Source organism: Candidatus Contendobacter odensis Run_B_J11, assembly GCF_000531125.1.
GTDB classification, from domain to species: domain Bacteria; phylum Pseudomonadota; class Gammaproteobacteria; order Competibacterales; family Competibacteraceae; genus Contendibacter; species Contendibacter odensensis.
The window spans coordinates 23,075-30,417 of the sequence record NZ_CBTK010000319.1 but is presented as its reverse complement, the minus strand read 5'-3'; the positions used below and the strand labels follow the sequence as shown (position 1 = coordinate 30,417).

Genomic DNA, 7,343 nt, shown 5'->3' with positions numbered 1-7,343 from the left:
ATCGCCATGGGCACCGGCGCCGATGTGGCGATGGAGAGTGCCGGCGTGACGCTGGTCAAGGGCGACCTGCGCGGCATCGTGCGCGCCGCCGTCCTGTCGCGCGCCACGATGCGCAACATCCGCCAGAACCTCGCGTTCGCCTTTGGCTACAACGCACTCGGCATCCCGGTAGCCGCCGGGGTGCTCTACCCGGCGTTCGGTCTGCTGCTGTCGCCGATCTTCGCCGGCGCCGCCATGGCGCTGAGTTCGGTGTCCGTGGTTACCAACGCATTGCGGCTTAACCGCGTCAACTTATGATCATCCAAAACTAATCAGCCGCCCTAGGGCTGTTTATCGCACGAATCGTTGCCGCCCTTCTGTAACTTCACCCCTGGCAAAACTCACCACAAGAGGAATGGCCATGCCAACCCCAAGCATTGATCTGAAGCGCCGCCAACTGCTGGCTGGCTCGTTGCTACTGGCTCTGCCCCGTGCGTGGGCCGCACCGAGCCAGCCGGTGGTCGAGGTGTGGAAAGACCCGACGTGCGGTTGCTGCAAGGACTGGATGGCGCATCTGGAGAAAAGCGGCTTCGAGGCGCGCGTGCATGACACGGGCAACGCCGAGATTCGCAAACGCCTTGGCATCCCCATCGAGTATGGCTCCTGCCATACCGCAGTGGTGGACGGTTATGCATTGGAGGGCCATGTCCCGGTACGCGAGATCCGGCGCCTGCTGGAAGAGCGGCCCAACGCCATCGGTCTGGCCGTACCCGCGATGCCGATCGGATCGCCCGGTATGGATGGCCCTGAATACGGTCATCGTCGTGATCCCTACGACGTGTTGCTGTTGGCACGAGACGGTACGTCCCGGATTTTTCAGTCCTATCGATAAGCAATAATCGCCCGCCTCGCCGCGTCAGGCGAATTCTGAAAAACCCAAGGGGGATATTCATGCACAGTTTGCGGAAAACCGGGTGCGCGCTGGCGCTCCTGGCCCTGCCGCTGGGCGGTTATGCGGCGAAACCCGCCGCCGATCTGCCGGGGGCCACTCTGCCCGAATTATTAATCTGGGCGGAACAGCACAATCCAGAACTCACCGCGATGCAACACGACGTGGAGGCCGCTGAAGCGCGAGTCCAACCGGCAGGCGCCTTGCCCGATCCGATGTTCAGCGTCGAATGGCGGGACATTCCCAACGACAGCGACTTTACCCTGGCCCCGGCACGAGTTGGATCCATGAAGTACACCGTGGCCCAGACGCTGCCGCTGGGGGGAAAGCTGGAATCCAAGCAGCGGATGGCGGAAGCAGAAGTGGAGAAGGCACATCGGCAGCGGTCGACCTTGTCTGCCGCGCTGCGCGCCAAACTCATCACCGCGTTTATTCAACGCTATCAGGCGCAGCAGAACGAAATTCTGCTGAAAGAGGAATTGATGTTTCTGCACGAAATCGAGCGGGTTGCCCAAATCCGTCACGCCAACGGCCTCACCCCGCAACAGGACGCCTTAAAGGCGCAAATCGAACAAACCACGATCAAAGCTGATTTGATCATGGCGATGACCGAGCAACAACAGGCGCGCGCCAAGCTTAATGCGTTGCTGAGCCGACCGGCCAATGCGCCGCTGGCCGAGCCGAAGGCGCTGCCGCCCATGCCCAAACCGGCGGCGTTGGCGGATACAGCGGATCGGGCGATCAGCGCCAACCCGGAACTGCTCACCCAAGCTGCCGCCATTACTGCCGCCCAACAGAACCAGCGCCTGGTTCAAGCCAACCGCTATCCCGATTTGACCGTGAGCGTGTCCCCGATTCAGGTTGGCAACCGGCTGGCGGATTGGGAACTGATGCTATCGGTCAACATTCCCTTGCAACAGACCAGCCGCCGTTCTCAGGAACGGGAAGCAGCGGAAATGCTCAGCGCCGCGCAACTCCGGCAAGATGCCATCGCTAATCAGGTCCAAGGCGACTTGCAGGAACAATTGGCGGGGCTGGACTCCGCTCGTGAGCAGGAAAAACTCATTCGCACCAGTCTGCTGCCGCAGGCAGACTTGACGTTTCAGGCGGCGCTTGCCAGTTATCAAACCGGACGGGTGGATTTCACCACGTTGCTGGACGCGCAACGGCAAATGCGCCGGGCGCGCTTCGGCCAATTGAAAGCTCTGCTTGAGCAATATCTCCGTTTGGCCGAAATCGAACGACTCGTAGGAGCACCTTTGTGAAACCGCGCACGTTGATTTTAGTGGTTGCCGCCGCCCTTGGCATTGGCTTCGGGTCGGCTCAGATTCCCGACGCTGCCGCCCAGCAGGGCAAGATTCTTTATTACCGCAATCCGATGGGGTTGCCGGACACCTCGCCGACGCCGAAGAAAGACTCGATGGGGATGGATTACATCCCTGTCTATGAAGGCGAGGACACCGGCGGTGATCAAGTCCGCATCAGCCCAGAGAAAGTGCAAAAGCTGGGGGTGCGAACCGAAGCGGTGCAGCGGCGCGTCCTCAGCCGCCCGGTGCGCGCCGTCGGCCTGATCGCCCCTGATGAACGCCGTTTATTCACCGTGGCGCCCCGGTTTGAGGGCTGGATCGAACGCCTGCTAGTTAACAGTACTGGCCAGACCGTGAAACGTGGCGAACCCTTGATGGCCGTGTACAGCCCGGAACTGGTCTCTGCCCAACGCGAATATCTCCTGGCCAGCGGTGGGCTGCGTTCTCTGCGCGCGAGCAGTCCCGAAACCCGCGAAGGGATGAGCCAGTTGGCGGAAACAGCCCTGCTGCGGCTTCGCAACTGGGAAATCTCCGCCGATCAACTGGACCGCCTGCGCAAGGAGGGCCAGCCGCAACAGCAATTGCTGTTGCGAGCGCCGGCGGACGGTGTGGTGCTGGAAAAAACCGCGATCCAGGGAATGCGCTTTATGCCGGGCGAAGCGCTCTATCGCATCGCCGACTTATCGTCGCTGTGGCTGGTGGCGGATGTCTTTGAGCAAGACCTGAACCTGGTGCATCCCGGTCAGGAAGCGCGCATCACCGTTAACGCCTTTCCCGGCGAACTGTTCCTGGGCAAGGTCGCCTTTATTTACCCGACCCTCAACCCGCAGACCCGTACCGCACAAGTCCGGGTTGAGTTGCCGAACCCCAAAGGGCGTCTCCGCCCGGCCATGTATGCCAGCATTGAACTAGCCGCCGGCCATAACCAGGCGGCGGTTTTGACCATCCCCACCTCGGCGGTACTCAGCAGTGGCGCCCGGCCAGTGGTGCTGGTTGAATTGGGGGAGGGCCGCTATCAGCCGCGTGAAGTGCGGTTGGGCCTGCGGGGCGATGAGTATGTGCAAGTGCTGGAGGGACTCGCCGATCAGGAGCGGGTCGTGGTGTCCGCCAATTTTCTGATCGACGCCGAAAGCAATTTGAAAGCGGCGCTAGGCAGCTTCGGCGGGCATAGCGGTCATGGCGCGACGGCTCCCAGCACCGCGACCACGCCAGAAACACCGCCTGCGGCGGCCACGCCAACCACACCGGCCAGCGCACACGAGGGCCACTGACATGCTCGGACGCATGATCGAGGCTTCCGCCCGCAACCTGTTTCTGGTGCTGTTGCTGACCGTGTTCGTGGTCGCCGCCGGCGTCTACGCCGTGCTCCACACCCCGCTCGACGCGCTGCCCGATCTGTCGGATACCCAGGTCATCATTTACACCGAGTATCCCGGCCAGGCGCCGCAAGTGGTCGAGGATCAAATCACTTATCCACTCAGCACCGCGATGCTGGGCGTTCCTAAATCCAAAGTGGTGCGCGGCTTTTCCTTCTTCGGCGCGTCCTTCGTCTATGTGATCTTCGAGGACGGGACCGACCTGTATTGGGCGCGGTCGCGGGTGCTGGAATATCTCAACTTTGCCGCCGGCCGGCTGCCGACTGGAGTCACGCCCAGTCTGGGGCCGGACGCCACCGGCGTCGGTTGGATTTACCAGTATGTTGTGCTCGGCGCACAACGCACGCTGGCGGAACTGCGGACATTGCAGGACTGGTTCATCCGCTACCAACTCACCAAGGCGCAAGGCGTCGCCGAAATCGCCAGCGTGGGCGGCTTTGTCCAGCAGTACCAGGTCGTGGTCGATCCGCGCAAGCTGCAAGCCTACGGCATTCCATTGATGCGGGTCAGCGAAGTGATCCGCACCAGCAATCGCGATGTTGGCGGGCGGGTGGTGGAACTGGCGGAAACCGAATACATGGTGCGCGGCAAGGGCTATTTGCGCGGAGCCGCCGATTTGGAGCAACTGGTGCTCAAGGCCGAGGGTGGGGTGCCGGTGCTGCTGCGCGATGTGGCGCGGGTCGAAATGGGGCCGGATGAGCGGCGCGGTATTACTGAGTTGAACGGGGAAGGCGAGGCCGTCAGCGGGATTGCTGTTGCTCGTTTCGGCGCGAACACGCTGGACGTGATCCATAATCTCAAGGCCAAGCTGGCCGAAATCGCCAGCGGCCTGCCGGCAGGCGTGACCATTGAGCCGGTCTATGACCGCTCCGACCTGATCCATCGCGCTATCGAGACGCTGAAAAACACCTTGCTGGAAGAAAGTCTCATCGTCGCGCTGGTCTGCATCGTCTTCCTGTTCCATGTCCGCAGCGCGCTGGTCGCGATTTTGATGCTGCCGGTCGGAATCCTTATCGCCTTCATCGTGATGCGGCTGTTGGACATGAATTCCAACATCATGAGTCTGGGCGGGATCGCCATTGCCATTGGCGCGATGGTGGACGCCGCCATCGTGATGATTGAAAACGCCCACAAGCACTTGGAGCGGGCCGCGCCCGACGCCTCGCGAGTCACGATCATGGTCGAGGCGGCCCAGGAAGTGGGTCCGGCGCTATTTTTCAGCCTGCTGATCATCACGGTCTCGTTCCTGCCAGTGTTCACCCTGGAAGCGCAGGAAGGGCGGCTGTTCAAGCCGCTGGCCTACACCAAAACCTTTGCGATGGCGGGAGCGGCGCTGCTGTCGCTGACCCTGGTCCCGGCGCTGATGGTGCTGTTCATTCGCGGAAAAATCGTGCCCGAACATCGCAACCCACTGAACCGCTTTCTGATCTGGGCGTATCGTCCGCTGATCGCCGGCGTCATGCGCTGGAAAAAACTGACGATCCTGCTAGCGCTGCTCATCCTGGCAGCGTCCTGGTATCCGGCCAGCCAACTGGGCAGTGAATTCATGCCGACCCTCAACGAGGGAACCCTGCTGTACATGCCCGCCACCTTGCCGGGCCTGTCGGTGACCAAGGCGGCGGAAATCATGCAGATGCAGAACCGCATCATCAAATCCTTCCCGGAGGTGGCGTCGGTATTGGGCAAAGCTGGGCGGGCCGCCACCGCGACCGATCCGGCGCCGTTGGAAATGTTTGAAACGGTGATCAACCTGAAACCGGAGAGCGAGTGGCGGTCCGGCATGACCATGGACACGCTGATTACCGAGCTGGACCAGGCGCTACAAATCCCCGGCGTCAGCAACGCCTGGACCATGCCGATCAAGGCACGGACCGACATGCTCTCGACCGGTATCCGTACCCCCATCGGCATCAAGGTATTCGGCAATGATCTCGCTGAACTGGAGCAACTGGCTAAGGCGATTGAAGCGGTCGTCAAGACGGTGCCCGGCACCACCAGCGCCTACGCCGAACGCATTACCGGCGGTTATTACCTGAATATCGAACCGGATCGGGCGGCGCTGGCCCGTTACGGTCTGGGGATCGGCGACCTGCAGGAAGTCATCGCGACCGCTCTGGGTGGGGAGACGGTGACCACCACCGTCGAGGGACGGGAGCGGTTCGGGGTCAACGTCCGCTATCCCCGCGATTTGCGCGCTGATCCACAGGTGATTGCCCAAGTGCTGATTCCCGTGCCGGGCGGGGCGATGATTCCGTTAGGGCAGGTGGCAAGTATCGGTCTCGGCAAGGGCGCACCCAGCATCCGCACTGAAAATGCGCTGCTGTCGGCTTATATCTTTGTGGATATTCGTGGCCGCGATATTGGCGGTTACGTCGCCGACGCGCAGCAGGCGGTGCGCCAGCAAGTGCAGTTCAAGCCGGGGTATTACATCGCTTGGAGCGGGCAGTTCGAGTACATGGAACGCGCCAAGGCCCGGCTGATCATCGTGGTGCCTTTTACCCTGCTCATTATTTTTGTCCTGCTCTACCTCAATTTCCGCCGGCTGACCGAGACGCTCATTGTCATGCTGGCCCTGCCTTTTGCCCTGGTCGGCGGGATTTGGCTGATGTATGGGCTGGGCTATAACTTGAGTGTGGCGGTCGCGGTCGGGTTTATCGCATTGGCCGGGGTGGCGGCGGAAACCGGGGTGATCATGCTGATTTATCTGGATCACGCCCTCACCACCTTACGCCGCCAGCGCGAGGCGGCAGGCCAGCCGTTGACGGTGAACGACATTTATGCGGCGGTGATGGAAGGGGCGGTGGAACGGGTACGCCCCAAGATGATGACGGTGGTGGCGATCATGGCCGGTCTGTTGCCCATTCTCTGGAGCAGCGGCACCGGGTCGGAAGTGATGCGCCGCATCGCCGCCCCCATGGTCGGGGGGATGATCTCGTCAACGGTGTTGACGCTGATCGTGATTCCGGCGCTGTACGCGCTGGTCAAGGAAGCGAGCCTGCGCCGTGCGGCGCGATCCTCCCTTCGCCGTTCAGAGGCCACCGATGAGAACACGGTCGGCCTCAAGACTCCTCACCGAAGTCCACTTTGACCATCCGCTGACGCCCACTTTGAAAAATGACAACACCCGCCCAGTATTTCGGCGCGGCGTTGTCAATTACGGATCGACCCGGATGGGAACAATCGGGTTGAAGGAAGGAGCGAAAGACACTGGATGCTCTGCCTAGTAGACGTTATACCGTTTCTCAATAGGTTTTGAACCATAGGCGTAGCACGGGCTTCCAGCCCGTGAACCGAACACGGGCTGGAAGCCCGTGCTACGTCATTAAAATTATGGGGAATTGGTATTAATTGGCAACCCGACCTCTCGCTCGTTGCATCCCGTCACCCGTGCTTTAACCGCAGGACAATTTTCTATGATTCAGGAATACACCCAGGACTTTCGCCAAGCCCCTTAGAGACTGTCGCAAAACTCGCCATTGATTTTGAACAAAAATTTAGCGCGGAACCCGCTTCTAGCCAGTTTTAACCCGACTCCACCATTAAGCAGATCAATAACTTGGTTTTTAGACAGCCTCTTAAAGTCGTCATACTCGCGAAAGCAGGTATCCAATTTTTTCAGTGGCTTACTGGATTCCCGCTGACGCGGGAATGACGGAAAGCGCAAGTCCTGACACCATTGCCACACTTTCGGTGATGACGGTAAAGACCCGCGAAACAGTCAAGAAGCGATGA

4 protein-coding genes and 1 pseudogene are annotated in these 7,343 nt (G+C 60.8%); all 5 read left to right on the top strand.

Annotation, left to right across the window (positions count from 1 at the left end; all coding sequences use genetic code 11):
* A pseudogene (locus BN874_RS21945) lies at positions 1-297 on the top strand (heavy metal translocating P-type ATPase); the annotation flags it as partial.
* Positions 298-400: 103 nt separating this feature from the next.
* Positions 401-871 (top strand): DUF411 domain-containing protein, encoded by a 471-nt coding sequence (locus BN874_RS21940; RefSeq protein WP_154725076.1) that lies wholly within the window; start codon positions 401-403, stop codon positions 869-871.
* A 59-nt stretch (positions 872-930) separates the two neighbouring features.
* Positions 931-2,193: a TolC family protein gene (locus tag BN874_RS21935; RefSeq protein WP_034437116.1), complete on the top strand. Its 1,263-nt coding sequence runs from the start codon at positions 931-933 to the stop codon at positions 2,191-2,193.
* A complete protein-coding gene (locus BN874_RS21930; protein WP_230314525.1) occupies positions 2,190-3,506 on the top strand; it encodes an efflux RND transporter periplasmic adaptor subunit in 1,317 nt (438 codons plus the stop codon). The genes BN874_RS21935 and BN874_RS21930 overlap by 4 nt, the downstream gene beginning before the upstream one ends.
* Before the next feature lies 1 nt (position 3,507).
* Positions 3,508-6,699, top strand: a complete 3,192-nt coding sequence (locus BN874_RS21925; protein ID WP_081756597.1) for an efflux RND transporter permease subunit — start codon at positions 3,508-3,510, stop codon at positions 6,697-6,699.
* The last annotated feature ends 644 nt before the right edge of the window (positions 6,700-7,343 follow it).

Excerpts from the sequence above, each read along its gene's own strand:
- BN874_RS21925 (WP_081756597.1), top strand. The coding sequence starts at position 3,508 with ATGCTCGGACGCATGATCGAGGCTTCCGCCCGCAACCTGTTTCTGGTG.
- BN874_RS21940 (WP_154725076.1), top strand. The coding sequence starts at position 401 with ATGCCAACCCCAAGCATTGATCTGAAGCGCCGCCAACTGCTGGCTGGC.
- BN874_RS21935 (WP_034437116.1), top strand. The coding sequence starts at position 931 with ATGCACAGTTTGCGGAAAACCGGGTGCGCGCTGGCGCTCCTGGCCCTG.